We start from the raw sequence: 26,534 nt of genomic DNA, 5'->3' as shown, positions 1-26,534 counted from the left end.
ATTGTCAGTTAATCGGACAATATATTCGAGGACATTGGGGGATTGAGAATCGGCTTCATTGGCATTTGGATGTAACCTTCAGGGAAGACGCTTGTCGAGCTCGTAAGGATTATTCAGCCACCAATCCAAACACGTTGAGAAAGTTTGCTTTAGCCATTGTATCCGGGCACAAAGACAAACTATCCTTACGGAAGAGGTTGTTCAAAGCCGCCCTCAATATAGACTATCTCAAAAAGCTACTAAACATTTGATGCGGTTGCCCTGTCACAATATTGTTTTATGAACCATATTTATGTGTTAGATTATCCGTGTTTGATTAGTTTTACACCGGAATTACCGGAATTGACTTGCACATAGAGAGCCAGATGAAGAAACTTTTCCCATTATTACTCATATTGTCGATTTTTGTCGGATGTGGTAAAAAAGAAAAACACTCTGTAACTGAAATCGCCCGAGAGAAAAAGCGTATCGCAGCATTGCTGTACGAAAAAGAACTCTCCGCTGACTCTGTCAAAGAGCTTTATGAGAACAGCGTACAGGACAAGAATCTCGTGGGACAAATGCTATTCGCGATCGAGGTCGGCAAACGGATGCGCAATATATCCCAATACACAGAAGCAATGCTATATCACCAAAAAGGGTTGAACGCTGCATTGGCTCTAAGGGATACCATCGTAGCTGTACAGGCATGGAACCACCTTGGAACAGATAGTCGTCGTATCGGTGCTTTCGCTGAAGCTTCGGACTATCATTACAAGGCTCTCTCCCTGATAGAATCTTTTAGCGGGAACCAGAATAAGACTGCTATCAAAGCCAGATCGGCAGCCCTGAACGGCATTGGCAATATCAATCTTGAGTTAGGATACCATGATGAAGCCGAAAAGAATTTCCTGGAAGCACTGCGAGGAGAGAAAGAACTCGAGAGTCCTCTCGGGCAAGCTATCAACTATGCGAACCTCGGACGTATCTATCGACAACGCAAAGAATACGACAAAGCACGTACCTACTTCCTTCTGTCTCTGGAGCAGAACAATATGGCGGAGAATCTGATGGGTATCGGACTCTGTAGTATCAATCTCGGAGAAGTAGACGAAGAAAAAGGGGATTATCAAAAGGCTTTACAAGAGTATGCTACGGCGTACAAACTGATGGAGCAGTTGTCCGATCGATGGCATTGGTTGAACTCCTGTATCCCGATGGCACGTATCAATCTTAAACAGGGGAACGAAAGGCTCTACCAGCATTTCATTTCTTTGGCCGAAGAGACTGCGAAAGAAATTAATTCGACTTCGCATCTGATAGAAATATACAATCTCCAATACGAGAACCTTAAGCGTAAAAAGGAATACAAACAAGCCCTCGAGTCATTCCGTCTTAGCAAGACGTTGAGCGACAGTATGTCCATTGCGCACAAGGTCAGCAGCATACAAGAGACGCGATTCAACTACGAACGCAACAAGTCCCAAAAAGAGCTTGAAGAAATACAACAGGTAAGCAAGGCGAAACAAGAGAAATCTAAGTTTATCCTCTTGAGTACTCTTTTTGCCCTTTTCATCTCGATTCTTTTGATTTCTGTTCTGACATATGCATACCGTCAGGGTAAGAAGCACAACAAACTGATCAAAGAGACGGATAAGCTTCGCTCCAGCTTTTTCACCGGCATTACACACGAATTTCGTACGCCGATCACCGTCATACAAGGCTTGAATGAGAAAATGAGGTCGAGTCCTGATCTCCAAGCATCGGACAGAGCCGAACTGCACAAGATAATAGACAGACAAAGTAGCCATATGCTGAATTTGGTGAATCAGCTGTTGGATATTTGCAAGATCAGAAGCGGAATATCCACACCCGAATGGCGCAATGGCGACATCGTCTCCTTCGTACAGATTCTCATCGATTCATTTACTCCATACGCACAAGCTCAGGACATAACTTTGGAACTGCAAGCTGAGAGCAAACCTATTGTCGTGGACTTCATCCCCTCCTACTTGCAAAAGATCATATCCAATCTTTTGTCCAATGCCATCAAGTATTCTTTTGCCGGAGGGAGAGTGGTCATATCTCTGGCAAAAACCAAGAATGAAAAAAATCTGATCATACGCGTTGCAGACAACGGTATAGGAATAGATAAAACCGATCAGGCTCATATCTTCGACATCTTCTATCGAGGACAGTCTGCTACCGAAAAGCATGGATCGGGTGTCGGACTCTCGTTTACCAATATACTGGTCGAAAACCTTCGTGGTACGATCAAAGTAGAAAGCCAGCCCGGGAAAGGAAGTGCCTTCACCATCAGTATCCCTACACAGAACCAGTCCTCTTCGGCAGTGATTCTTCCTTGGCTACACTCCTCCGATGACATTGTCATGCCTGTCCACGTCGAGTCCGATGACTCGGCGACATCTCAGGTGGCAGCGGCTCCGAATCATCGCTTCGAGGACGAACGTCCGACCATACTGCTCGTCGAGGACAATAAGGATATCAACCTGCTCGTCAAACTCCTCCTTTGCGATCGCTTCAATGTGCTATCTGCCGCAAACGGAAAAGAGGGTATAGCCCTCGCTACCGAGCATATTCCCGACATCATCATTACGGACATTATGATGCCGATAATGGATGGGATAGAAATGACGATCCGGATGAAACAATCGCCTCTTCTCTGCCATATTCCCATTGTCGCTTTGACGGCCAAGAGTACCGAGCAGGACAGATTGGAGGGAATCAAAAGCGGTGTAGCCTCTTATCTGTGCAAGCCATTCTCTCCGGAGGAACTTCTGGTGCAGATCGAGCAGCTTCTGAAAGACCGTGAGTCGCTCAAGAAGTTCTATATGCAAAAACTCATGCTGGATCGGAAGCCGGAGGAGGAACCTCAACCGATAGACGACAGCAGCATGCAGTTCCTCCTTGCTGCCAAGGATGCAGTGTCCGGTGGGGTCAAACAGAATCCAGACTTTTCCGCTCAGGACTTGGCCGAAAAAATGTGCATGAGTCCATCCCAGCTCAACAGAAAGCTCACGAGTGTCGTAGGTTGCTCCGCCATCGGCTATATCCAGCAGATCAAGATAAAATTGGCCTGCAAGCTTCTTGCCGATGAGAGCAAAAACATCTCCGACATCAGCATTGAGGCAGGCTTTTCGGATCCGGCTTACTTCTCTCGCACTTTCAAACGCTACATGAACTGCTCTCCCTCCCAATACCGGCAAAAGCTTATGGCCATGCCGAAGAGCAATACCGAGACGACTTGACCCCTTATAGCAAAAGGAGCTGTACGCAAGGGTGATCCTTGTCATACAGCTCCTTTGAGCGAATTTCGATTAGGTGCTACATCATCGAATCACGACTTTCCTCACAAAGGCTCCCTGATCCGTATTCACTTTAAGCAGGTATGTCCCTTGGGTCAAAGATGCGACACTCATTTCCACCTTGTCGCCACTCACGGCACACTCACGGACAAGCTTACCCTGCAAGTCGTACATGCTCAGATGCGTGATGCCATTGGCCAGGATCACTAACCGGTCCGTTGTCGGATTGGGATAGACTGCCACCTGAGCTTCTGTCGAAGGTGTTGCCATCGAGGTGAGAGCCTTGTACGTATAGATATAGTCGAACACAGGAGTGGCCACATCCCCTTCGTAAGAGGAATAAGTCTCTTTCAGCCGCATTGCATTGAATCCGTACATATTAGGCCAGGTCTGTTCCGGCATTGACGGAATGGCAATGACATTTGCGGAGATGGACTTGTCGCTCTCGATGTCTCGCTTGTACACCTTCGTGTCGGTACCGTTAATAGCCAAATATTGTATGCAGATATTGTCCTCATAGGTGTATTCCTCTCTTTTGAGTACCTGCCAAGCCTTTCCTTGTTGGACGACGAAGTACTCGGCCTTTACCATATTATCTGCATCGTCATAGCTGTATTCCGTTTTGCCGGCATCTGAATAGGCTGTCCCCATTGCATTGCTCAGCACTTCGCTGACCAACAGACCTTTTTCATTATAGTGATACGTATTCTTTTGGGACTCTGCCCCGAAAGCAAAAGAAATCCAGTGGGTCAGTCTGCCCTGTGCATCATAATGATATTCCAAGCGTGAGATAGGTGTATTCGGATCCATTACCAGCATGAATACTTCCCTTACGCTCATCTTTCCCTCGGCGTCATAGGTATACTTGAATCGGGTGTCGAGTGCAGGCTCTCCACCACCAAACGAGATATAAAGATCCACATGCGATATTCGGCCGTTGGCATCGTAGTAAATGGAGTCCGTGGATTTTCTTACCCCTTTGGCTTTTATGTCACGAGCGATATAGCGGTTGTTCTCATCGAAGATAAAGTGGGTATCCGCAGACTGATCTGTGGAGACGGTCGCTGTAAGAAGCCACTCGGCGTTGTCTTTCTGTACACGTTTTGGGGTCGGGAGAGTGCGAACACCTCCGGCAATATCTTCTTTCGAAAAAGGCTTGTAAGAAGAATTGTCCTTGGTTTGGCCCGTGGCTGCATAGAAAGCTCCGAAGGCAATCAAAGAAATAATAGTCGTTTTTTCATTTCAATAATGATTATTGGATTGTATGACTTAAGATGGATCGACAATCGCCCCGATCTCTATTGGGTAATTTTTCGGGATAAATATAAATATTAAAGTTTGGAAAAAGACGTTTACGTACAAATAATGAGTGAATATGGAGCTTACGACCGGATTTTAAGTGTCCCTCTTTGTGGCAATGACTCAGGAACTATGATTATGGGGAATACAATACTCTATTACAAATAGCCATTAAAAAAGTCCGGAATACATCATCTCTGTTGGGCCTGTTTACGTGCCAAAATTTTTGCGTTTGTTACTCCTGAAAACGTGGCGCGAGAATTTTTTGCTTTTGGTTCGGGGGGTAAAAAAATCTCGCGCCAAAACGAAAAAATTCTCACGCCGTTTTTTCAGGATTTAGGCACCACAATCGGAGCGTTTCTGGCTCGTAAACACAAAGCAACAGCTTTGCGGATATTGATCCGGTGGACCGACATCGAAACTCTATGGCTTCATATCGGAGGATAGCCCCTGTCCGAAAGGCCGAAACTCGGTACTATATCGAATACGGATTTATAATTGCTAAACGACAAATTGCCTCTCCTTTTGACCGATGCTTGCACCTTGCTGCTTGGCTATATCGGGAGGCCTTGCAAAAGGCTCATGCCACAGAAGCGCAAAAGCGTGAAACTGATTGTGATTTACGGATTTGTACTATCTTTGCAGACGCTTAATTCGGAATCAAATACTACCATAATAAAGAATCAAGAACAATGGACTCTAAAATCCAGGAACTAACTGACAAAATTTATCGCGAAGGTGTCGAAAAAGGCAACGAACAGGCCGCGAAAATTATCGCTGAGGCTGAGGCCAAAAGCGCAGAGACGATCAATAATGCCAAGGCTGAGGCCGAGCGCATTGTAAGCGATGCAAAGAAGAAGGCAACTGAATTTCAGCAGAATACGGAATCCGAGCTGAAGCTTTATGCCGGTCAGATGCTGGAGTCGCTCAAGAGTACCATTGTGGATCAGATTACCGGCGAGATCGTGTCGGCCAATGTGAAAGCGGCATCGACCAACCCCGAATTTATGCAGCAGATGATGCTCGATATGGCCAAGAATTGGGCATCGGGCGAAAACATCATTATTTCCACGCAAAACGCCGCTGCCCTTCAATCCTATTTCGAGAGCAACGCCAAAGAATTGCTCAACAATAAGGTGACGGTCAAAGAGGTGAACAATCAACCGGTGGCCTACACCATCCAACCTCAGGATGGCTCTTACAAGATCCAATTCGGCGAGGAAGAGTTCATCAATCTCTTCAAGAGTTTCTTGCGCCCCAGGCTGGTAGAAATGCTTTTCTAAGTCATGGCCAAATATTACGCCACTGTAGCCGGTCTGCCCAACATCACTGTGGAAGATCGGAAATTGCCGTTTACTTCCTTGCAGTTTCTGCAGGAGATTAGGCTTGTCCTGAGCCGAACGGATAGCAAGCTCTTCGATCTCCTGCTTTGGGAGCAGGAGAATCGGTTCCTTCTTCGCTATCTGGAGGACAGCGAAAAGGCCAAGGCCGAGGAATCCCGACCGACTCTCTTCTCTTATGATACGCTGGATGGCATCATAGCTGCCTATCGGGAGAAACGTGTCGTGCCCCGTATGGATTCGCTGCCGGAGCATTTCCGCACTTTTTTGTCGGAAAAGCTGACTGAGATGTTCCGCGAGGAAGAAGAGGGAGACGATGGTCAAATGTCCTTGTCGGATGCTGAAGCCGAAGAGGGAAAGGCGCGCCTGCCAATCTCCGACGAAGATCGTCTGGCCATGTACTATTATGAATATGCCATGAAATGCGGCAACGACTTCCTCGAAGAATGGTTTGCCCTGAATCTGCATATCAAGAACATCTTGGCTGCGATCACGTGTCGGAAGCTGGGCTGGAATCCGATCAATTATATTGTCGGTACCGGCGAAATAGAAGACAAATTGCGTACGTCACGGGCTCGTGACTTCGACTTGGGCGAAGAACTGCCCTATCTGTCCACACTCTTTTCTGTCGGTGAGGAGACGGACATTACCAAACGTGAACGTCTGCTCGATGTGATTCGTTGGGAGTGGCTCGAAGAGTCGGTATTCAACCGTGTATTCACCATAGAGCGTTTGCTCTGCTATTATTTGGAGCTGGCGATCATCGAGCGTTGGGTGAAGTTGGACGAAAAGACGGGAGAGGAGACTTTCCGCCGCATCGTCAAGACACTCAAACACGAGAGCGCAGAGTCATTGGACGAGTTCAGAAGAAATCAAAAGAAATAAATCAAGATAATGGCTACAAAAGGAGTTGTTAAGGGGATTGTGTCCAACCTCGTGACCGTGGAGGTCGATGGGCCGGTTTCCCAAAATGAAATTTGCTACATCGATGTCAATGGCACCAAGCTGATGAGCGAGGTGATCAAGGTGATCGGCAAGAATGCTTATGTGCAGGTTTTCGAAAGTACCCGCGGTATGCACGTAGGAGATGAGGCAGAGTTTACCGGCAGTATGCTTGAGGTAACGCTCGGCCCCGGTATGCTCTCGAAGAACTACGACGGTTTGCAACACGACTTGGACAAGATGGACGGGATCTTCCTCAAACGAGGCGACTATACTCCCGCTCTCGATGACGACAAGCTGTGGGAATTCAAGCCTCTGTCCAATGTAGGTGACAATGTGATCGCAGGCTCATGGCTCGGAGAGGTGACGGAGAATTTCCAACCGCACAAGATCATGGTGCCTTTCGTTTTCGAAGGCAATTACAAGGTGAAGAGTCTGGCCAAAGCCGGTTCGTACAAAGTGAACGACGTGATCGCTGTGGTAACGGATCAGGACGGGAAAGACCACAATGTAACCATGGTACAGAAGTGGCCGGTGAAGCGTGCCATCACTTGCTATCGCGAGAAGCCGCGTCCTTTCAAGCTGCTCGAAACGGGTATCCGTATCATCGACACTTTCAACCCCATCGTAGAGGGTGGTACGGGATTTATCCCCGGTCCTTTCGGTACGGGTAAGACGGTGCTCCAGCACGCTATCTCGAAGCAGGCGGAAGCCGATATCGTGATCATTGCAGCCTGTGGTGAGCGTGCAAACGAGGTCGTGGAGATCTTTGCGGAATTCCCCCACCTGAACGACCCTCACACGGGACGCAAATTGATGGAGCGTACCATTATTATTGCCAATACGTCGAATATGCCTGTGGCTTCGCGTGAGGCATCCGTATATACGGCCATGACGATAGCCGAGTACTATCGCTCCATGGGACTTCGCGTGCTGATGATGGCAGACTCCACTTCGCGTTGGGCACAGGCTCTGCGTGAGATGTCCAACCGTCTGGAAGAGCTCCCCGGACCGGATGCTTTCCCTATGGACTTGTCGGCTATCGTGGCCAACTTCTATGCTCGTGCAGGATACGTTTACCTGAACAACGGTTCGGCCGGTTCGGTAACGTTCATCGGTACGGTATCTCCCGCCGGTGGTAACCTCAAAGAGCCTGTGACGGAAAACACCAAGAAAGTGGCTCGCTGCTTCTATGCTTTGGAGCAGAATCGTGCCGACCGCAAACGTTATCCGGCTGTAAATCCCATCGACAGTTACTCGAAGTACATCGAATATCCCGAATTCGAGAGCTATATATCGAACCACATCAGTGCAGACTGGACTACTAAGGTGAATGAGCTGAAGATGCGCTTGCATCAGGGTAAAGAAATTGCCGAGCAGATCAATATCCTCGGTGATGATGGTGTACCCGTTAGCTATCACGTAGTCTTCTGGAAAGCAGAGTTGATCGACTTTGTGATCCTTCAGCAAGACGCTTTCGACGATGTCGATTGCAACAGCTCGCTCGAGCGTCAGGAGCTGATGCTCAGCAGAATAACGGACATCTGTCGTACGGAATTCGATTTCGAAGACTTCCTCGAGGTTTCGGACTATTTCAAGCGAATGATCAATACCTTCAAGCAGGTGAACTACTCTCAGTTCAAAAGTGCCGAATTCGACAAATACAATAAAGAGTTGGACGCTATTCTGGCCGAACGCATCAAATAAATTAGATAGTTATGTCAAAACAAGCTTTTCAGAAAATATATACGAAGATTACCAATATCACCAAGGCAACCTGCTCTTTGCGTGCCACCGGTGTGGGTAATGAAGAGTTGGCCACTATCGATGGCCGATTGGCTCAGGTGGTGCGTATTCAGGGCGAAGATGTAACCCTGCAGGTATTTGCCGGTACGGAGGGGATCCCCACCGATGCCGAAGTAATATTCATGGGCAAAGCTCCTACGCTCAAAGTGGGAGATCAGCTGGCCGGCCGTTTCTTCAACGCTTATGGCGAACCTATCGACGGAGGCCCCCAACCGGAAGGAAAAGAAGTGGAGATCGGTGGCCCGTCCGTTAATCCCGTTCGTCGTAAGCAGCCTTCAGAGCTGATCGCTACCGGTATCGCCGGTATCGACCTGAACAATACTTTGGTGACGGGACAGAAGATTCCTTTCTTCGCCGACCCCGACCAGCCGTTCAATCAGGTAATGGCCATGGTAGCCCTCCGAGCCGAGAGTGATAAGATTATCCTCGGTGGAATGGGTATGACCAACGACGACTACTTGTTCTTTAAGAATACATTTAGCAATGCCGGAGCACTCGATCGTATCGTGAGCTTTATCAATACGACGGAAGACCCCTCTGTGGAGCGTATCCTCGTGCCGGACATGGCTTTGGCTGCTGCCGAATACTTTGCCGTTGAGAAGCATGAGAAAGTGCTCGTGCTGCTGACGGACATGACCAACTATGCGGATGCTTTGGCCATCGTATCGAACCGTATGGACCAGATCCCCTCTAAGGACTCTATGCCCGGATCGCTCTATTCGGATTTGGCCAAAATCTACGAAAAGGCAGTACAGTTCCCCGATGGCGGTTCTATCACGATTATCGCCGTGACCACTCTTTCCGGAGGAGACATTACGCACGCTGTGCCGGACAACACCGGTTATATCACGGAGGGTCAGCTCTATCTCCGTCGCGACAGCAACGTGGGTAAGGTCATCGTAGACCCCTTCCGAAGCCTCTCCCGTTTGAAGCAGCTCGTTATCGGCAAGAAGACGCGCGAAGACCACCCTCAGGTGATGAACGCGGCCGTTCGTCTATTCTCCGATGCAGCCAACGCTCAGACCAAGATGGAGAATGGTTTCGACCTTACGGACTACGACAACCGTGCGCTCGAATTCGCCAATGACTACTCTCGTCAGCTCTTGGCTATAGACGTAAACGTGAATACGACAGAGATGCTCGACACGGCATGGGAGCTATTCTCGAAGCACTTCAAACCGGCCGAAGTGAATATCAAGCAGCAGCTTGTGGACACTTACTGGAAGAAATAATAACCTTGCGCTACAATGGCTATTAAGTTTCAATACAACAAAACCTCTCTCCAGCAGCAGGAAAAGCAGCTTAAGATGCGAGAGCGTACCTTGCCTACGATCAAAAGCAAGGAGAGCGCACTGCGTCTGGAGGTGAAGCGGACGAAGGATGAGGTGGAGCGATTGGAACGCCAACTGGAAGAAGAGATCGTAGGCTACCAAAGCATGGTAAGCCTGTGGAACGAATTCAAGCCTGATCTGATCAGCGTGGAGGGTGTCAAGCTCTCGGCGAAGAAGGTGGCAGGTGTGGTCGTTCCCGTACTGGACGATATTTCTTACACCATCAAGCCATTCAGTTTGTTCAATGCCCCGTCATGGTTTGCCGAAGGCATTGACCTGCTGAAGAACTTGGCCCACACCGGAATCGAGGCTGAGTTCCTCGGTCTGAAGTTGGAGTTCCTCGAATATGCACGCAAGAAGACTACACAGAAGGTGAATCTTTTTGAGAAAGTGCAGATCCCCGGCTACAAAGACGCCATACGCAAGATCAAACGCTATCTGGAGGATGAAGAGAGTTTGTCCAAATCCTCTCAGAAGATTATGCGTGCCAATATGGAGAAACGTAATAAAGAAGAGGAGGTGATGGCATGATTACCGCAATGAACAAATACCTTTTCCTGATTTATCACCGTGAGTACGAAACCTTCCTCGAGAAGTTGCGTACGATCGGAGTGGTACACATTCGGGAAACCAAGGCTACAAAAGATGTGGCGGAATTGCAGGAACTCCTCAATCTACGTAAAGAGATTGCCCAGACCAAGCGCATGCTCGCTTCGTACAAGAGCGAAAATGCTCCCGTCGAACAAACCCTGACCCTTGGATCTCAAGCTGACGGTGAGGCGGCTATGCAGGACGCTCAAGCTCTTTTCGCAGAAGAGACACGTCTGAAAAGTGCTATCCACTCTAAGAAGCGGGAAGTGGAGCATATGGAGGTTTGGGGACAGTTTGACTTCGCCTCCATCGAAAGACTACGGAAGGCGGGCTACGAGGTGAACTTTTACTCTTCTTCCTCTTCGGGATACAAAACGGAATGGGAGGAAAAGTTCGGGGCTGTGCCTATCAATACCGTACGCTCCACTGTTCATTTTATCACCATTGGTCACAAACAGGATGCCAAGCCCGATGCCGAGCGAATCAAACTGCCTGATCATGATCTGGCCACACTCCGTCAGCAGCAGGAGGAGCTGGAGGCCCAATTGGAGGCGAATGCGAAGGACAAGACCGCGTTTGCAGACAATCGAATGGCCGAACTGACTGCGTATGACAAACTTTTGTCGGATAAGTTCGCCTTTACCAGTGCCATGGTACAAGCCGAAGGGCAAGCAGACGACAAGCTGATGCTGCTCGAAGGCTGGGTGCCTGTGTCGGACGCTTCGACCATGGAGCAGGCATTGGCCGGAGAAGGCTACTATGTAGAGCAGATGCAGATAGAAGAAGGAGACAAGGTGCCCATCAAGCTGAAGAACAATTTCTTCGCGCGGCTCTTCGAACCTATCACGAAGATGTATTCTCTGCCTAACTACGGAGAGCTGGATCCCACACCATTCCTTGCGCCGTTCTTTATGCTCTTCTTCGGGCTTTGCTTCGGCGACGGAGGCTATGGCTTGCTTATTCTGCTCGCTTCTACCCTCTTCAAGGGGAAGGCCGGCAAGGATTTGAAGCCGATACTCACTCTTTTCCAATGGTTGGGAGGGGCTACGACGATAATCGGTCTGCTCACCGGTTCGTTCTTCGGTATAGCATTAGCCGAAGTACCGCAGTTGGCAAGCATCAAGAAGTACTTCCTGAATCAGGACAATCTGATGACTTTGTCCGTTGTCATCGGTCTGATACAAATCATTTATGCCAAGGTTTTGGCCGGTATCAAGATCAAAATTCAACGCGGAGTGAAGTATAGCTTGGCTACGTTCGCGTGGGCAGTCATTATCACGGCGGTGATATTGGCATTCACTTTGCCTATGATAGCACCGAAGGTGCCGGAAGCGGTGATCAACGTCATGTTCGGCATTGCTGTTGCCGGAGGTTTGGTCGCGTTCTTCTACAACTCACCGGGCAAGAATCCGTTTGTCAATTTCGGTAGCGGCTTGTGGACGGCTTATAACACAGCATCAGGACTTTTGGGCGATACGCTCTCATACATCCGACTGTTTGCGATCGGACTCACGGGCTCTATCCTCGGTGGCGTATTCAATACGTTGGCTACAGATATGACTGCTTCGATGAGTATTGTACCTCGGATCATCGTGATGCTGATCATTTTGCTGATCGGTCATGGCCTGAACTTCGGTCTTACGATGATCAGTTCCCTTGTTCACCCCATTCGTTTGACATTCGTAGAGTTCTATAAGAACAGCGAATTTGAGGGAGGAGGCAACCAATACACACCGTTCAAACGCTCCTAAATCATAAAAGAACAATTCAAAAAATCATAACAACTAAACAACACAAAAGTATTATGGAACAAATGTTAGCTTATCTCGGTATTGCATTGATGGTTGCATTGACCGGTATCGGAAGTGCCATCGGCGTAACGATCTGCGGTAACACTACTGTTGGCGCAATGAAGAAGAACCCCGATTCATTGGGTCTCTACATCGGTCTTAGCGCACTTCCCAGTTCACAGGGTCTCTACGGCTTCGTGGGCTTCTTTATGGCTTCCGGATTGATCACCAAATTGGTTGCAGCCAATGCTCTTACGCTGCTTGCAGGTTGGGCTATTTTCTTCGCCGGTTTGGCATTGGGTGTAGTAGGTCTGATGTCTGCTATTCGTCAAGCACAGGTATGCGCTAATGGTATCCAAGCTATCGGCGGTGGTCACAACGTATTCGGTGCTACCATGGTGATGGCTGTGTTCCCGGAGCTTTATGCTATCTTGGCACTTCTCGTGTCTATCCTGATCTTCGGTAGCGTTCCCGGCATGGTCGGAGCTTAATCCGAAGGAGGGTCTCAGTCCATACGAACAGTCCTGTTGGCAAGTAAGGCCTAAAACAGCAAGAATCGTTTCTCATAGGCCTTGGCCTAAGGAACAAACACCAAGGGGTGTGCCGGAACGTAATGTTTCTGCACACCCTTTTTCTTTATGGAGAGGTGAATTCGATCCATCGTAACCTTGGCAATACGTCCCAAAAATTCTGTAATTGCGGTCTGTGTCTTCTGAAGAAGGTGGAGCCGGAATTTTTTCGTTCCGGCGCGTAAATTTTTTGCTTCTCGCGCCACAATCGAAAAGTTTACGCGCCACATTTCTGGGAGTAGCAAACAGGAAAATTTTGGTGCCGGGAAGGATCTTGAAATCCCTCATAGACCCTCTCTGCACTTAGATCCAGCCTGCATTATGAAAGACTGGTGTATGGTTCATGTCGTTAGCTTATACATCGAATAGAGATTCGGATCCGAACCTGATCGTCGCATAAGGCCGTTTTCCGAAGAAGCTATTTGAAGACGCAGCTCGCCTTTTGATTCGGTCGTCCCGTTATCGTCAGGGTGTCATTTGCTCGTTTTATGGCTTTTTGTGTATTTTTGCACAGGATATGTGTTTTTGTGCATATATGGTCGAACAGAATTTCATCAGACTTTATCAGAGTAGTTTTCGGGAGCATTGGTCACTTCCGGCACTAACCAACTACGATACAGGGGAAAGTTATACATATGGCGAGATGGCTGCCGATATTGCTCGCAGACATCTGCTCTTTGAGCGTATTGGAATCAAGCAGGGGGACAAGGTGGCACTCCTTGGCAAAGACTCAGCCGAGTGGTGCATAGTTTTTATGTCTGTCATCACGTATGGAGCGATCATCGTTCCCATCTTGCCGGATTTCAATGCTATTGATGCCGCAAGTATTGTAACTCATTCCGACGCCAAGTATCTTTTTGTCTCGGACAAAATATGGGAGACGATGGATCCGGCTCAGCTTCCCCTATTGAGCGGAGTTGTATCCATTCGTGATTATACCGTCTTTTTGGATCGTACCGAAGGGGGCATCCTCTCTCAAGAGGTGGAGGGATTGGATCGCTCCTTTTCCGAACGCTATCCTTCGGGGTTCGTGGCAGGGGATATTCGCTACGCAGAGATCTCGAATGACGAGCTTATCCTGCTGAATTATACTTCCGGAACGACGGGATTCAGTAAAGGTGTCATGCTGCGTGCCAATAATTTGGCCGGCAATGTGACCTATGTGATGGATCGCGATATTATGTTTCGAGGGGAGACGATCCTTTGTTTTCTTCCCTTGGCGCATACGTATAGCTGCGCGTTCAACTTCCTGACACCATTGACTATCGGAGTACATGTGTACATTTTGGGCAAAATTCCTTCGCCTGCTACTCTTATCAAGGCTTTTGCTGATGTGCGCCCTTCATTTATAATCGTGGTGCCGCTCATTATAGAGAAACTGTATCACAAGGCGATAGCTCCGAAAATCAAGAAACCGCTGATCAAGTTTTTGCTGACATTGCCTTTCTTGAAACAGATGATCCACAAATCAATTCGGAACAAACTGATCGAATCATTCGGTGGCAACTTCCGACAAGTCATTGTGGGAGGAGCCGCTCTCAATGATGAAGTGGCTCATTTCCTCCATCGGATCGGGTTTCCGCTTACAGTGGGCTATGGTATGACGGAATGCGGGCCTCTGATCAGCTACGAAGATCACAGCCTGTGGCTACCCGGTAGCTGTGGCAAATCGCTCTCGATCATGGAGGTGCGCATCAGTCATTTGCAACAAGAAGGTAGTGGCAATAGTGATGTGGGAGAGATCCAAGTACGCGGAGAGAATGTTTGTCTCGGTTACTATAAGAATACCGAACTGACAGCCGAGCTTTTTACTCCCGATGGGTGGATGCGTACAGGAGATCTCGGTACCATAGATAGCTTGGGAAATATCTTTATCAAAGGCCGGTCCAAGACCATGCTCCTCGGATCAAACGGACAGAACATCTATCCGGAGGAAATAGAATCGAAGATCAACAATTTGTCCTATGTCCTTGAAAGCATCGTCACAGAGCGAGACGGACGCCTGGTCGCGCTTGTCGTTCCCGATAGACAGGCGATAGAACATAAAGGTCTCTCTCTCGAGCAGGCTTGGACGCAAATCGAAAAGAGCCGGGTGGAATTGAATGCCCAAGTAGCCGCATATGAGAAGATAACGGCTTTTATTCGTCATGACGAAGAGTTCGAAAAGACGCCCAAGCGGAGTATCAAACGATTCCTTTATACCTGATCCCGTGGCGCCGTCTGTCATCAGGTAGGAATCAACACGAAATAAACAGCATTTGTCCGTTTTTTTGCTGGTACCGAAAGAAACTGTATATTTGCGCCGTTATAGAACATTAATTACACTTTTAACCCCAAAAGGAAATGAAGAAATTTGTTGCTTTTGCAGCTGTAATCGCAGCTGTATCATTCGCTTCTTGCAACTCTCAGGCTAAGACTGAAGAAGCTGCTGACTCTACGGCTATGGATTCTGCCACTTTGGTAGAAGAGGCAGCTCCTGTAGTTGATACTGCTGCTATGCAGATCGATTCTGCTGCAATGAAGGCTGAAGAAGCTGCTACTGAACAAGCCGCTCAATAATCCAACGGCTATTTAGCATCCCCCGAATCATTTGTGGGGTAAGATATAAGTCTGACTTCAAGAGAGTCGGACTTATGTCTCTTTTTCAGTTATGAACTTCTCGCCTTAGCGAGCTGTTGCAACAAAAAAGGGTATTCGTTATCGGCCTTTCAGAGGCTTTAACGAATACCCTTTTTTGATACTGTCTGTCGATGGAGGCTGTGTACCCCTCCCGGGGCAGGCTGTTATCTCATGTCCTTGAGTTGCTGCTGTAGTTCCTGTCTGGCAAGGAATATACGGCTCTTCACCGTACCCAGAGGGATTCCAAGCGTCTCGGATATTTCATTGTATTTATATCCGCTCACGTACATGGAGAACGGTTGCTTGAGCGTTTCGTTCAGCGATGCGATAGCAGCGGTTATTTCCTTGATGGCCATGGTGCCGTCAGGCGTATCCTCTCCTCCTTCATTGAGTATGGGGACATTGTACGGATCGCTATTCGGATCGATGACTGTTTGCGAACGAACCAGCTTGTGGTAGTTGTTGATGAAGATATTTCGCATGACAGTGAGCACCCACCCTTTGAAGTTGACGTTGTCAACGAATTTGTCTTCATTGTTGAGGACTCGGAGTGTTGTATCTTGGAGCAAATCTTCTGCGTCATCCAGATTGGCAGTCAGAGTCAAGGCAAAATTGCGCATGTTGTCTTGCAGACTCAGAAGTTTTTCGCGAAATTGCACACTATTCATAATAAGCTGTTTCTTTGTTGTTGAAGCCAATGGTTGGAAGATTCGTTCCCTCCTGCCACTGAGACAAAGATAATCGAATAGGTGAGATTCATTAATAAACAGCGTATTAAGTACAATAGATGGTATCAATGATATGAAAAGAAACGATCCACGGAAAGAGCGGAAAGGTTTTCGCAAAGGCTTTGTGGAAAAGCTCCCGACGACCTTGTCCGATATATCTTACTACGCCTCTTACTATCAGGAAAATGCACTGGTGAGTAAGGTGCTGAAGTGTTGCCGACTTATCGGCCGGTTTGGCACCACACAAGTGCTGACGCTTTATTATATGTTGCAGGCCGGGGAGATGACAATGAAAGAGAAGTTGCTTCTTGCAGGAGCTCTGGGCTACTTTCTCTTACCGATCGACCTCATTCCTGATTTTGCCATGCCATTTATCGGTTTTACGGACGACCTTGCTGTCACGTCCATTGTGCTGAGGATTTTGAGTCGCCATATCACTCCGGCCATTCGCGAAAAGGCTCGCTTGCGTGCTGCCGCTATCTTTGAGGATTGATAGAAAAGGAACTCTCCCGAATTAAGGCCTGCCACTGATTATTGGCAGGCTTTTCTTTTTTTATTCTTTTCCTTTTTGTTCGGTTGCAAAGTTCTCTTTGCGGTATCGCAGCAAACGAAAAGATTATTAGGCTTTTAGTGGGAAAAAGGTGTATTTTTGTACGGCTAAAAAAAAGACGTATAATTAATCCTTAGTAATAACGAGAAGAAATGGAAATTGTAAAGATTATTGGCAGGGAGATCCTCGATTCCAGAGGTAATCCGACAGTCGAGGTAGATGTGCACCTGGCCTGTGGCATAATAGGACGCGCTGCAGTACCCAGCGGAGCCTCCACCGGTGAAAACGAAGCTATCGAGCTTCGCGACCAGGACAAAGGTCGCTACTGTGGCAAAGGTGTTCTCAAGGCTGTTAAGAACGTAAATGAAGTGATAGATCCCGCTCTCTGCGGAATGTCAGTATTGGAGCAAACAGCTATTGACCGCAAGCTCATCGAGCTGGATGGTACGAAAACGAAAAGCAACCTTGGCGCAAATGCTATGCTGGGGGTGTCGTTGGCCGTAGCCAAAGCTGCTGCAGCTTATTTGGATATCCCTCTCTACCGATATATCGGTGGTTCGAATACCTATGTGCTGCCTGTGCCTATGATGAATATTATCAACGGAGGTTCTCACTCTGATGCTCCTATCGCATTTCAGGAGTTCATGATCCGCCCCGTGGGTGCATCATCTTTCCGTGAGGGTTTGCGTATGGGCGCCGAAGTTTTCCATGCACTGAAGAAGGTATTGCACGATCGCGGCCTTAGTACTGCTGTTGGAGACGAAGGCGGTTTTGCTCCTGCCCTGAACGGTACGGAAGATGCCATCGAATCGATCCTCAAGGCTGTGGAAGCTGCCGGATACGTGCCTGGTAAGGATATTACTATCGCTATGGACTGTGCCTCTTCCGAGTTCTTCAAGGATGGCATTTACGACTACACGAAGTTCGAGGGCGAAAAGGGCAAGAAACGCTCTATCGATGAGCAGGTGGCTTATCTGACCGAACTGGTCGGCAAGTATCCCATCGATTCTATCGAAGATGGTATGAGCGAAAATGACTGGGAAGGCTGGAAGAAGCTGACTGCAGCTTTGGGTGATAAGACTCAGCTCGTCGGCGACGACCTCTTCGTTACCAATGTGGAGTTCCTACGCCGTGGTATTGCAGAGAAGTGTGGCAACTCCATCCTTATCAAGGTAAACCAGATCGGTACGCTCACTGAGACGTTGAATGCTATCGAGATGGCACACCGTCACGGCTTTACCAGCGTTACCTCGCATCGTTCCGGAGAAACGGAAGACACCACTATCGCAGACATTGCTGTAGCAACCAACTCGGGACAGATCAAGACCGGTTCGCTCAGCCGTACCGACCGTATGGCTAAGTACAACCAACTGCTCCGCATCGAAGAGGAGTTAGGTCCTTGCGCTGTTTACGGCTACATGAAAGTGTAAGCGACAAAGTACACAGCAGGGCACATCTTTCGGCCGAATAGAGGAAAGACTGTGCCTCTGCCAAAAAGAATGCCCCCAAAGTTGTGAAGTGCACCCCAAAAGTTAGACATAAAACTTTTGGGGTGCACTTCACAACTTTGGGGGCATTTATATTGCCGACTTATTTAGAAGCGGACACCAAGACCTACAAAGAAGTCATGATTACGCAACGAGGTCTTATCCGGAGCATCCTTCAGCATATTGAGCAATCCATGCTCATATCCAATTTGTACGTAATAACGGTCGTAGCTCAAGGCTGCAGACAGCCCCAAGCCCAAGTCAAAACGGTTATACCCATTATCGCCAAAGGCATCTACAGAAACTGTAACGTCTACAACTTTAGCCTTGACTTTTCCGGCGACACCATATGCGAAATAGGGGCCTGCTTCCAATGAAATAGCCATGTTGTCAGCAAAGCTAAATCTCATACCGGCATTCACCGGTATTTGCAGATAATGCAAGCGGGTTGTCGTTTCACTTAGTTCCGCCTTAGCACCTCTCATCGTATAGACCAATCCGGGGGCGAGGTAGAATCCATCATTGCTAAGAGCAAACTCAGCAGCGGCACCAACACGTAAGCCTACCATCATCTTGTTGTCTACGCTCGTGTTTGCGGCTTTTTGCATTAAGTTACTACCGACAAAGTTAGCATCCAGTCTGAGTGCAGGACGACTCTGAGCACTTGCAAAACCGATTGTCGCGAGCAGCACAGTAGCTGCCAAAATCATTTTCTTCATTTTTTCGTTCTTTTTTGAGTTTTGTTCTACAATGTAACACACTCTCTCGTTCAAAAGTATGTTTTTATACATACCTTCCAACGCACCAAAGATACACAATGAAACGTTTCTATGATTCAAATGGAAGATTTGCTCTTATTAGGTGGAATCTGCAAAACGAGAAAAACGGACAAAATATTGGATGATATAAAATAATTACATACATTTGCACCGCATTTCGAACGAAGAAATGCTTCTAAGGCTGAATCGCTAGCTCAGCAGGTAGAGCACATCCCTTTTAAGGATGGGGTCCTGGGTTCGAACCCCAGGCGATTCACGAAAGAGAAGAGACTGCACCATAGCCATTATGGTACGGTCTCTTTTCTTTTTTGTTTGACAGACTATTAGCGATAGCCTCAGAGCAGAAGTGGTGAAGGGGGGCAGCATTGTATATTATAGAACTTACGCGGACAGGCTGGCGATAGTAGGTGAGTGCAGGTTTGGAGGAAATTGCACGTCCTTTTGTCCAAGCCTCAGGTGGACAAGATTCGCTATCTTTGCGGACAAGAATAATGGGATTTCTCGGTCGAATAGTCTTTTCTCGTGACTTCCCCTTGAATCAAAAACGAAAAACGACAATATGAGTTTGCAATGCGGTATCGTCGGCCTGCCCAATGTGGGGAAATCGACTCTTTTTAATTGCTTGTCCAATGCGAAGGCGCAGTCTGCCAATTTCCCCTTCTGTACCATTGATCCGAATGTCGGCGTGATCACAGTGCCTGATGAGCGACTGAATGTCCTGGCCGATCTGTGCAAACCCCAACGGCTGATCCCGACCACGGTAGAGATTGTGGATATTGCCGGACTTGTCAAAGGTGCCAGCAAGGGCGAAGGGTTGGGGAATAAATTCCTGGCCAATATCCGAGAAACGGATGCGATACTCCACGTACTTCGTTGCTTCGATGATGACAATATCACACACGTGGACGGATCCGTAGATCCTGTACGCGACAAGGAAATCATCGACACCGAGCTACAACTGAAAGACCTTGAAACGATAGAGAGCCGCATACAGAAAGTACAGAAACAGGCACAGACCGGAGGCGACAAACAAGCCAAGTTGGCTTATCAGGTGCTTTCGAAATTCAAAGAAGCTCTTGACGAAGGCAGGAATGCTCGCAGCGTCAGTTTCGAAACCAAAGACGAACAGCAAATAGCACGCGAACTCTTTCTCCTGACAGCCAAACCGGTCATGTACGTTTGCAATGTGGACGAAGCATCTGCTCTTAGTGGCAACAAATACGTGGAAGCCGTTCGCGAAGCAGTCAAGGACGAAGATGCAGAAATCCTCGTCGTAGCTGCCAAGATAGAGAGTGAGATCGCCGAGCTGGAGACATACGAAGAGCGGCAAATGTTCCTTGAAGAGATCGGTCTGAAAGAATCCGGCGTGAGCCGTCTGATCAAAGCCGCTTATCACTTGCTGAATCTCCAAACCTACTTTACGGCCGGGAGCGACGAGGTCAGGGCTTGGACATTCCTCCGCGGGAGCAAAGCTCCTCAGTGTGCCGGTATCATCCACACCGATTTTGAAAAAGGATTTATCCGTGCCGAGGTTATCAAGTACAATGACTTTGTCAGCCTTGGCAGCGAGCAAGCTGTGAAGGAAGCCGGCAAGATGAGCGTCGAAGGGAAAGAATACGTTGTGCAGGATGGCGACATCATGCATTTCCGCTTCAATGTCTGAACCCATTCTTTCGAATCAAGCTCATTCCTTATCTTTCCCTATAACAAAAACACAGTGCGGTATTCGGAATAACCTTATATCCGGCGGAAGAAACATAAACCAAAAGAGCGGGTCGGCTGTTCTTTTGCAAAGTTATGGTTCAGGATTTCAACGAGTATCGAACAAATGCTCCTGCATCCTTACTAAGTAGAAAATAAAACTGCGCAAACAATATGGCGAACAATGGGAATAACAAGAAACCCGGCAAACCGATGCGTTTTAACCCGATATGGCTCTATGCCCCTGTGTTTCTGATATTGGCCACCCTCTTCTTTGTCGATCGGGATATTACATCTCAGAAAGAACTCAGCTGGAATGAGTTTCAGAGTATCGCCAAAAAGCAAGCCTTTACGGACATCGTAGTCAATAGGAAAGAGAATACCCTCAAGGCGAGGGTGGATCCAGCCAAGGTCGATTCGGTATTCAAGAAAGGCGACATCCCGTCCTTTCAGGACAGAGGAAATATCTCGGACTACTATATCAACACACAGATACCATCGGTAGACAAATTCTCCGACTTCTACGACCAAAACCAAATTACGGCCAAGGTGAAGTATGAAGACAGCAAGTTCAGCTTCACCTCTATCCTCATTGCATGGGGCCCACTCATCCTTTTACTCGTTTTCTGGTTTTGGATGATGCGCCGAATGAGTGGTGGCGGTGGAGGAAGTGGCGGTGGAGGCGGTGTCTTCAACGTAGGCAAATCCAAAGCCAAGCTCTATGATAAGACCAATATCCACGTCACATTCAGCGATGTAGCAGGTCTGCATGAAGCCAAGCAGGAGGTGGAAGAGATCGTTCACTTCCTCAAGAATCCGTCCAAATACACCGAACTGGGAGGAAAGATCCCTAAAGGAGCTTTGCTCGTAGGCCCTCCGGGAACGGGTAAGACCCTATTGGCCAAGGCTGTGGCCGGAGAGGCACACGTTCCTTTCTTCTCTTTGTCCGGTTCGGACTTCGTAGAGATGTTTGTCGGTGTAGGAGCCTCCCGTGTTCGCGACCTCTTCAGACAAGCCAAGGAAAAAGCCCCGTGTATCATCTTCATCGACGAGATCGACGCCGTAGGACGTGCTCGTGGCAAGGGCAACAACTTCTCCGGCAATGATGAGCGTGAGAATACACTCAACCAGTTGCTTACCGAAATGGATGGCTTCGGATCCAATAGCGGTGTGATCATTCTGGCAGCTACCAACCGTGCCGATGTGCTGGATAGCGCTCTGCTGCGTGCCGGACGCTTCGACCGCCAGATCTATGTGGATCTTCCTGACCTGAATGACCGCAAAGAGATCTTCCTTGTACACCTCAAGCCGTTGAAGACCGACAAAAGCGTGGACGTGGAATTCCTGTCGCGCCAAACGCCCGGCTTCTCCGGAGCAGACATCGCCAACGTTTGTAACGAAGCGGCATTGATCGCTGCTCGAAGCAACAAAAACTTCGTCGACAAGGAAGACTTCATGAATGCCGTGGATCGGATCGTAGGCGGATTGGAGAAAAAGAACAAAATCACCACGGAGGAGGAGCGTCGCAGTATCGCCATTCACGAAGCGGGACACGCTACCATCAGTTGGATGCTACGCTATGCCAATCCTCTCGTCAAGGTCACCATCGTACCGCGTGGCAAGGCACTCGGTGCGGCCTGGTACCTGCCGGAGGAACGTCAGATCACAACAACGGAGGCCCTGCAGGATCAGCTTTGTGCCCTTTTGGGTGGACGTGCTGCCGAAGATCTCTTCCTCGGACGTGTATCCACCGGTGCTGCCAATGACTTGGAGCGCGTTACGAAGTTGGCTTATGCTATGGTTACCTATTATGGCATGAGCGACAAGCTGCCCAACATCAACTACTACGAAATGCAGAATGACGGCTGGAATCTGACAAAGCCGTACAGCGATACTACGGCCGAGGTTATCGATGCCGAAGTAAACAGAATAATATCCGAACAATACGAACGCGCCAAGAGTATTCTTCGCGAGCATGAAGCCGGACACCACGAACTGGCAGATCTGCTACTCAAGCGCGAAGTGATTCTGGCCGATGACGTAGAGCGGATATTTGGCAAACGCCCATGGGCTTCGCGTACAGAAGAGTTGCTTGGGCTGAATGCACCGGCTACCGCCACAGAAGAGACAACAGTGGATGCCGAAACGTCCATTCCCGTCGAGGGAGAAGAGAAGACGGAAGAGCATTCCGAATAAAATATAAAGAGACTATCGAGCTTACATTATGAAAGCAGTTTTGATTCGCAGCCTCAGCGGTCTGGTCTATATGGCCCTGATCATCCTTCCCGTTGTACTAAGGGAACCGGCTTTGTTCATAGCGGTTTTTGCCGTTTTCATCGTGTTGGGACTGCGGGAGTTCGCCTCGCTGGTCAATCTGAATCGCACACGTCCCCTTCGGGCATTCATGGACGGACTCTTCGGTGCCTTCCTCTTTGCGGCCATCTTCCTATATGGCAGTGACCGAATGGATGTCACGATATTTATCCCGTATATCTTCTATGTCCTCTACACCATGGTACGTAGTCTATATTCGGATCGCCATAAGGCCGGATCGGATAATAGCCGCACTTTCATGGGACATCTGTATATAGCGGCTACGCTTGGTTTGGGGAGTCTCCTGCTCGTTCCCGAAAGTATCGGGAGGGAGCTGGCTGTCGGACAATCAGCCGACATCACTCCTCTCTACTTCCTCTTCGTTTTTGTCCTGATATGGCTGAACGATACGGGAGCATTCATCGCCGGTTCGCTTTTCGGCAAGCATACACTCTTCAAGGTCATATCACCCAAGAAGACCTGGGAGGGCTTCATCGGAGGATTGCTATTCACCATAGCCGGAGCATTATTGGCCGGTCACTATTCCGGTTCAGCCAAGCATCCGGCTGAGCTGGCTCTCTTTGCCCTGCTGGTAACGGCCATGGCCACTTGGGGGGATCTGTATGAGTCCAACCTCAAACGCAATGCAGGAGTGAAGGATTCCGGTCATATCATTCCCGGACATGGAGGCATACTGGACCGGCTGGACAGTGCTTTCTTCGTATTCCCGGCCGTCTATCTTTTCATTCTGATCTTCGGATTGTAAGCATCTTTTCCGGCCATCCGTTCCGATGAGGAAAAGAGACCGGAGGAAGCTCTAAAAACAAGCACCCCCCCAAAAGCCACGGCTTTCGGGGGGTGCTTGTTTTATATCCTCACTCTCCCTGCCGATGACATGGCAAGGAGAGTGGAAAAATCGGGATCTCAGCACAACTCCCTATTCACTTCTCAGAGCAGACGCTGGCTGCGGCGAATGAATTCGGCCAAAGCCTCTCCAGTCAGCAGACCGCTTCCGAGCAGAGCCAAGTCGATGAGCTGACCTATCAGCTCGTTGTCCTGAGCATATTGGGTCAGTTGTTCGTTGATGCTGCCTTCGGTTTTGGCCTGTTCGATGGCATTGTTCTCCTTGGCTTCCTTCGTGGCAGCAGGGATTTCCTCCGGTTTCTTCCCTTTTTCCTCTTCGAGCAGTTTGGCCTCTTCCGCTTTCAGTTCGGCGATTTTTGCTCTAAGCTCTGTGAGCGAAGGCTCTACCGATTCCTTCTCACCGGAGAGCACTCTGTCGATGAGCGGATGGTCGGTATTGAGTACCAGATTGTACGAATCGGGGAGTTCGCCGTAGAAGCTCATACCCGGCTGCAGCTGTGCCATATCGCGCATACGCCGCATGAATTCGGCTTGCGTGATGAGGATGGCTTCGCCTTCTGCTCCGAGCGATTCGAAAGCTACGTTGAAGTGCTTCTTCTCGTCCCGTGGCAGGCGTGCTTCGAACAGCTTCACGAGGGTGGCGCGCTCCGTGTCGGACAGCTTCACTTCTGCCTTTTCTTCTTTGCGGATCAGATTGTTGATCGTGTCGCTATCGACGCGGACAAAGTGTGTCTTCTCCAACTTTTGCTCCAGCAGGCTCACGATATGCGGATCCAACTGACCGTCCAACAGCATCACGCTGTAGCCCTTGTCGGCTGCACGCTTCACGTGGCTGTACTGTCCGTGCTTGTCCGTAGCGTAGAGATACACCACCTGTCCGTCCTTGTCCGTCTGTACACCCTCGACGAGCGTACGGTATTCGTCGAACGTGTACTTGTGTCCGTCCATATCGGTGAAGAGGAAGAACTTGGCTGCACGCTCATAGAACTTCTCGTCCGTCAGCATACCGTATTCGACGAAGAGCTTCAGACTATCCCATTTCTCTTCGAATGTGGGGCGGTCGTTTTTGAAAATTTCCTCCAGACGGTCTGCCACCTTCTTGGTGATATGAGACGAGATCTTCTTCACATTGGCATCGCTCTGCAGATAGGAGCGCGATACGTTGAGGGGAATATCCGGCGAATCGATGACCCCATGCAGGAGGGTGAGGAAGTCCGGCACGATACCCTGTACCTCATCGGTGACGTAAACCTGATTGCAGTAGAGCTGAATCTTGTTGCGCTGCAGATCCAAGTTGTTCTTGATCTTCGGGAAATAGAGGATACCCGTCAGATTGAACGGATAATCCACGTTGAGGTGGATCCAGAAGAGAGGCTCCTCGGATGTGGGATAGAGCGAACGGTAAAATTCCTTATAGTCTTCGTCCTTGAGGTCGGCAGGCTTTTTGGTCCAGGCCGGATGCGTGTCGTTGATCTGATTATCCTCGTCCGTGTCTTGCATCTTGCCGTCTTTCCATTCCTGCTTCTTGCCGAAAATGATCGGCACGGTAAGGAACTTACAGTATTTGCCGAGGAGTCCCTCTATCTTTTCTTTTTTGAGGAACTCGCTATTCTCCTCATCGATGTGCATCACGATGTCGGTACCGCGGTCAGCTTTGTCCGCCGGTTCGAGCGTGTATTCGGGCGATCCGTCGCAGCTCCACTTCACCGCCGCAGCATCTTCCCGGAAAGAACGCGTGATCACATCCACTCGCTCGGACACCATGAAAGCCGAGTAAAATCCGAGTCCGAAGTGGCCGATAATGGCAGCCTTGTCATCTTTGTACTTTTCGAGAAACTCTTCTGCGCTGGAGAAAGCAATCTGATTGATGTACTTCTCCACCTCCTCTTCGGTCATCCCCACGCCGCGGTCGCTGACCGTGATCGTGCGTGCCACTTCGTCCACGCTGACCGTTACGCGGAGGTCACCCGTCTCGCCTTTGAATTCGCCGACGGATGCAAGCGTTTTCAGCTTCTGCGTAGCGTCCACGGCATTGGATACGATCTCACGCAGGAATATCTCATGGTCGCTGTACAGGAATTTTTTGATGACGGGGAATATATTGTCACTCGTTACCCCGATAGTTCCTTTCTTACTCATAGTGTGTTATTATGTTAATGTTTTGTTTGTTTCTATTCCGACGAAAGGAACGACAAATCCGGTGCCACAGAGTTCGGAACTGACAATCTGGCGCATTCTTTCGCCCGGACTGCCTTTTTTCGCTTCCGGATGATTCCGGTTCGTAAAAATGGCGGTTCCACGTTTGGAAAAACGTGGCGTGAGAATTTTTTCGTTTTGGTTCGGGAAGTAAAAAATTCTCGCGCCACAACGGAAAAAAAGTCGCTCCTAAATTTCAGAAAACACGAACCACAGTCCGGCTAATTCTCGAACCAAATTCGTGAGGAGTATGCTTGCAGGCATCCTTCCCCTCGCATTGTAGTGGAAGTAATCTTGGCAAAAACACATTCGGCCTCTCCCGTA

General features: G+C 48.8%; 23 protein-coding genes, 1 tRNA gene and 1 pseudogene. 19 read left to right on the top strand and 6 right to left on the bottom strand.

The window, feature by feature from the left end:
* Both F452_RS11630 and F452_RS0108320 read left to right on the top strand, forming a co-directional pair.
* Window positions 1-251, top strand: a pseudogene (locus tag F452_RS11630) (ISAs1-like element ISPg6 family transposase); the annotation flags it as partial.
* 114 nt (window positions 252-365) lie between these two features.
* Entirely contained in the window at window positions 366-3,248 is a 2,883-nt protein-coding gene (locus tag F452_RS0108320; protein ID WP_026292318.1) for a hybrid sensor histidine kinase/response regulator transcription factor, read from the top strand.
* An 81-nt stretch (window positions 3,249-3,329) separates the two neighbouring features.
* Here F452_RS0108320 and F452_RS0108315 read toward each other — a convergent pair whose 3' ends face one another.
* Together F452_RS0108315 and F452_RS12890 are read right to left on the bottom strand one after the other, a co-directional pair.
* Window positions 3,330-4,523 carry a T9SS type A sorting domain-containing protein gene (locus F452_RS0108315; RefSeq protein WP_018965752.1) on the bottom strand — a complete coding sequence of 398 codons (1,194 nt, stop codon included), beginning with the start codon at window positions 4,521-4,523 and terminating at the stop codon, window positions 3,330-3,332.
* A gap of 291 nt (window positions 4,524-4,814) precedes the next feature.
* Window positions 4,815-4,907 (bottom strand): DUF1661 domain-containing protein, encoded by a 93-nt coding sequence (locus F452_RS12890; RefSeq protein ID WP_230587254.1) that lies wholly within the window; start codon window positions 4,905-4,907, stop codon window positions 4,815-4,817.
* On the opposite strand from F452_RS12890, the gene F452_RS12885 reads away from it, so the two are divergent.
* From F452_RS12885 to F452_RS0108260, 10 genes are all read left to right on the top strand, one after another.
* Window positions 4,876-4,944, top strand: a complete 69-nt coding sequence (locus F452_RS12885) for a DUF1661 domain-containing protein (protein WP_230587268.1) — start codon at window positions 4,876-4,878, stop codon at window positions 4,942-4,944. The genes F452_RS12890 and F452_RS12885 overlap by 32 nt on opposite strands.
* A gap of 352 nt (window positions 4,945-5,296) precedes the next feature.
* Window positions 5,297-5,887 (top strand): hypothetical protein, encoded by a 591-nt coding sequence (locus F452_RS0108305; RefSeq protein ID WP_018965750.1) that lies wholly within the window; start codon window positions 5,297-5,299, stop codon window positions 5,885-5,887.
* Between the two features lie 3 nt (window positions 5,888-5,890).
* On the top strand, window positions 5,891-6,829 hold the full coding sequence (locus tag F452_RS0108300) for a DUF2764 domain-containing protein (RefSeq protein WP_018965749.1): 939 nt from the start codon (window positions 5,891-5,893) through the stop codon (window positions 6,827-6,829).
* Between the two features lie 9 nt (window positions 6,830-6,838).
* A complete protein-coding gene (locus F452_RS0108295; protein ID WP_018965748.1) occupies window positions 6,839-8,593 on the top strand; it encodes a V-type ATP synthase subunit A in 1,755 nt (584 codons plus the stop codon).
* An 11-nt stretch (window positions 8,594-8,604) separates the two neighbouring features.
* Window positions 8,605-9,924: a V-type ATP synthase subunit B gene (locus F452_RS0108290; RefSeq protein WP_018965747.1), complete on the top strand. Its 1,320-nt coding sequence runs from the start codon at window positions 8,605-8,607 to the stop codon at window positions 9,922-9,924.
* 15 nt (window positions 9,925-9,939) lie between these two features.
* Entirely contained in the window at window positions 9,940-10,554 is a 615-nt protein-coding gene (locus F452_RS0108285; RefSeq protein ID WP_018965746.1) for a V-type ATP synthase subunit D, read from the top strand.
* A complete protein-coding gene (locus tag F452_RS0108280) occupies window positions 10,551-12,365 on the top strand; it encodes a V-type ATP synthase subunit I (protein ID WP_026292317.1) in 1,815 nt (604 codons plus the stop codon). Before F452_RS0108285 ends, F452_RS0108280 begins: the two co-directional genes overlap by 4 nt.
* A 53-nt stretch (window positions 12,366-12,418) precedes the next feature.
* Window positions 12,419-12,895, top strand: a complete 477-nt coding sequence (locus F452_RS0108275) for an ATP synthase subunit C (protein WP_004583476.1) — start codon at window positions 12,419-12,421, stop codon at window positions 12,893-12,895.
* A 613-nt stretch (window positions 12,896-13,508) separates the two neighbouring features.
* Complete coding sequence (locus F452_RS0108265) at window positions 13,509-15,179, top strand: AMP-binding protein (protein ID WP_018965742.1); 1,671 nt, start codon at window positions 13,509-13,511, stop codon at window positions 15,177-15,179.
* Between the two features lie 137 nt (window positions 15,180-15,316).
* Window positions 15,317-15,532: a PG1828 family lipoprotein gene (locus F452_RS0108260; protein ID WP_018965741.1), complete on the top strand. Its 216-nt coding sequence runs from the start codon at window positions 15,317-15,319 to the stop codon at window positions 15,530-15,532.
* A gap of 224 nt (window positions 15,533-15,756) precedes the next feature.
* Here F452_RS0108260 and F452_RS0108255 read toward each other — a convergent pair whose 3' ends face one another.
* A complete protein-coding gene (locus tag F452_RS0108255) occupies window positions 15,757-16,260 on the bottom strand; it encodes an RNA polymerase sigma factor (protein ID WP_018965740.1) in 504 nt (167 codons plus the stop codon).
* 133 nt (window positions 16,261-16,393) lie between these two features.
* Here F452_RS0108255 and F452_RS0108250 point away from each other — a divergent pair, with 133 nt between their 5' ends.
* Together F452_RS0108250 and eno are read left to right on the top strand one after the other, a co-directional pair.
* A complete protein-coding gene (locus F452_RS0108250; protein WP_018965739.1) occupies window positions 16,394-16,813 on the top strand; it encodes a YkvA family protein in 420 nt (139 codons plus the stop codon).
* A gap of 209 nt (window positions 16,814-17,022) precedes the next feature.
* A complete protein-coding gene (gene eno / locus F452_RS0108245; protein ID WP_018965738.1) occupies window positions 17,023-18,300 on the top strand; it encodes a phosphopyruvate hydratase in 1,278 nt (425 codons plus the stop codon).
* Window positions 18,301-18,464: 164 nt separating this feature from the next.
* On the opposite strand, the gene F452_RS0108240 is transcribed toward eno, so the two are convergent.
* Window positions 18,465-19,076 (bottom strand): porin family protein, encoded by a 612-nt coding sequence (locus tag F452_RS0108240; protein ID WP_026292315.1) that lies wholly within the window; start codon window positions 19,074-19,076, stop codon window positions 18,465-18,467.
* A 243-nt stretch (window positions 19,077-19,319) separates the two neighbouring features.
* Between F452_RS0108240 and F452_RS0108235 the strand changes: the two genes are divergently transcribed.
* From F452_RS0108235 to F452_RS0108215, 4 genes are all read left to right on the top strand, one after another.
* Window positions 19,320-19,392, top strand: a tRNA-Lys gene (locus F452_RS0108235).
* A 303-nt stretch (window positions 19,393-19,695) separates the two neighbouring features.
* A complete protein-coding gene (gene ychF, locus F452_RS0108225; RefSeq protein WP_018965736.1) occupies window positions 19,696-20,799 on the top strand; it encodes a redox-regulated ATPase YchF in 1,104 nt (367 codons plus the stop codon).
* A 212-nt stretch (window positions 20,800-21,011) separates the two neighbouring features.
* On the top strand, window positions 21,012-23,033 hold the full coding sequence (ftsH, locus tag F452_RS0108220) for an ATP-dependent zinc metalloprotease FtsH (protein WP_018965735.1): 2,022 nt from the start codon (window positions 21,012-21,014) through the stop codon (window positions 23,031-23,033).
* A gap of 28 nt (window positions 23,034-23,061) precedes the next feature.
* A complete protein-coding gene (locus F452_RS0108215; protein WP_018965734.1) occupies window positions 23,062-23,916 on the top strand; it encodes a phosphatidate cytidylyltransferase in 855 nt (284 codons plus the stop codon).
* A 182-nt stretch (window positions 23,917-24,098) separates the two neighbouring features.
* Here F452_RS0108215 and htpG read toward each other — a convergent pair whose 3' ends face one another.
* Both htpG and F452_RS12875 read right to left on the bottom strand, forming a co-directional pair.
* Window positions 24,099-26,153, bottom strand: a complete 2,055-nt coding sequence (htpG, locus tag F452_RS0108210) for a molecular chaperone HtpG (protein WP_018965733.1) — start codon at window positions 26,151-26,153, stop codon at window positions 24,099-24,101.
* Between the two features lie 32 nt (window positions 26,154-26,185).
* On the bottom strand, window positions 26,186-26,380 hold the full coding sequence (locus tag F452_RS12875; protein WP_235317541.1) for a DUF1661 domain-containing protein: 195 nt from the start codon (window positions 26,378-26,380) through the stop codon (window positions 26,186-26,188).
* Here F452_RS12875 and F452_RS12870 point away from each other — a divergent pair.
* Window positions 26,349-26,435 (top strand): DUF1661 domain-containing protein, encoded by an 87-nt coding sequence (locus F452_RS12870; RefSeq protein WP_235317548.1) that lies wholly within the window; start codon window positions 26,349-26,351, stop codon window positions 26,433-26,435. The two genes, F452_RS12875 and F452_RS12870, sit on opposite strands and share 32 nt — an antisense overlap.
* Window positions 26,436-26,534: the final 99 nt, after the last annotated feature.

This window comes from Porphyromonas gulae DSM 15663, assembly GCF_000378065.1.
Lineage (GTDB): Bacteria > Bacteroidota > Bacteroidia > Bacteroidales > Porphyromonadaceae > Porphyromonas > Porphyromonas gulae.
This window is presented reverse-complemented; position numbering and strand designations above follow the sequence as displayed.